The organism is Microcoleus sp. PH2017_24_DOB_U_A, from assembly GCF_020738205.1.
GTDB lineage: Bacteria > Cyanobacteriota > Cyanobacteriia > Cyanobacteriales > Microcoleaceae > Microcoleus.
This window is the reverse complement of sequence record NZ_JAEQCT010000208.1, coordinates 1-1793: the sequence shown is the minus strand read 5'-3', so window position 1 is coordinate 1793 and position 1793 is coordinate 1. Positions and strand designations below refer to the sequence as shown.

General features: G+C 45.4%; 1 protein-coding gene and 1 pseudogene. Both read right to left on the bottom strand.

Annotation, left to right across the window (positions count from 1 at the left end; translation table 11 throughout):
• Positions 1-9: 9 nt before the first annotated feature.
• Positions 10-1218, bottom strand: coding sequence for a transposase (locus tag JGK07_RS33045; RefSeq protein ID WP_293214494.1), 1209 nt, complete (start codon positions 1216-1218; stop codon positions 10-12).
• Positions 1139-1719 (bottom strand): annotated as a pseudogene (locus JGK07_RS33040) (IS607 family transposase). The gene JGK07_RS33045 and the pseudogene JGK07_RS33040 overlap by 80 nt, the downstream one beginning before the upstream one ends.
• Positions 1720-1793 lie beyond the last annotated feature (74 nt).

Here is a 1793-nt window from a genome sequence, read left to right as displayed (position 1 = left end):
CTGACGGTGTTACGCTGCACAACCCTGGACAAACAGGGCATACGCGATAGCAATACTCTCACTATTGATAGAGAGAGCAAAGGAGCCGTCCCTCAAAGCTCGAATCATAATGTTTCGAGCGCCGCCCCAATCTCGGTCATGTTCGTGACCGCAGCTAGGGCATTTAAATGTTTTTGAACCACCAAGTTTTGAATGCTTGTGTCCGCACTTGGTGCAAGTTTTGCTAGTGTAGGATTCGTTAACGTCAATAACAACAACACCTCGTTTTTTAGCTGATTGCTTGAGGTGGCATTCAAAACGATAATGCCCCCAAGTGAGCATCTGTCTAGCAGTCTTGGTGCGTAACTTGCGCTTTGACTTAACAACCATTTGTGATGTTTCAAATGTAGGCAGCAAGATGACTTTGTATTGACTTGTCAGGTAATTAACCACCTGCTTGTGACACTCGTCAATCAAGTCGCGAATCCTGATTCTCAACTTGCTTGCAGCTTCTAGCATCCGGCGCTTCTGCTTTCTACCAGCTTTTGACGCACGTCCCATTAGTTTGTCAAGGTGAGAACACAATCTTTGAATGCGTCCAATGTCTGCCTTGCCAAATTCTTGAAATGAGTCACCGTCGTAGCCAGTTAAAAAGGTTCTAACGCCAGGGTCAAGTGCAATTACCTTGTCTAGTTCCTTTGTCCTCACCTCTTCTATCACTGGGATACAAGCGAACCATCGCTTTTTGTCTCTAATAAGTTGGGTCGCAAACTCGGTCTTTTGAATTGGCTCTGTAGTTCTCAAGCTAAGTCCTTTGACTAGGGATGGAAACCAAGTCTCGCCGTTGAAGTTAACCCTGTGGAATTTGATTGATTGCGATGGTTGACGACAACTCCTAAAACTTGCTTCTCCTTTGACGGACTTGGCTTGTTTCCAGGCATCCCAAGCGTCAAAAATAGCATTTTCTTTTGGGTGGGACGGTGCAGACTTGACCCAATCAGGTAAGTCTAGTCCTAGCACGTAGTCCCTCAAAGAATAAGCACTGGTTATTTTTTCGCCTGCTTTCAAGGTTGCAATAGCCTTGTTGTAGCAGTAACGCGATGCTGATAGCCAAGACTTCCATTTTTGGTGCAGCGCTAACTCAGGATAAACTCGAATCTTAAGTGTTTTGTTGGGCGATCTCTTCTCCTTCTTGTGCCTTGGATTCGACTTGTAACTCCTGCTTGATTTGGTTTTCAAGCCTTCTAATGGAGTAAAGTCGGCTTGAAAAGCTGTGGAGGATTGCGACGATATCTTGAACGAGTTCGGCAATTGCTCACAAAGCCATTCGATAATGTCAAATCCGAATCTTGCAAGTCGGTCTTTGTGGGCAACCACAATAATTGCGATATCACCTCGCAGAACTCGTCCCAAAAGGGTGATGAGTCCTTTCCGCCTAAGATTGAGTCCTCCTCCCACTTCCTTAACAATTTCAGCGCCTGGGTAGAGCGCTGATAATCGTTCAACTTGTCGATCGAGGTCTGCTTTTTGAGGTCGGGTAGAGACGCGAGCATAGATAACAGTGGCGCGTCCTCCCTCTGGTTCTGATTCTTTTTTGATGAACTTTTCGATGTCGTACCGTCTTTGACCTGACGGTGTTTTGATTGTGTTGATTTTACCTTCTGCTTCCCATCGTCTGAGGGTTCGGAGGCAAACTCCCAAAGTGTTAGCTGCTTCATTTGGTTTCACGTACTTTGCCATATTAGTATTATGGATCGCCATGTACGCATTGTCCAGTCTTGTCCAATAAATTAATGATTAGAGGCATACCGATC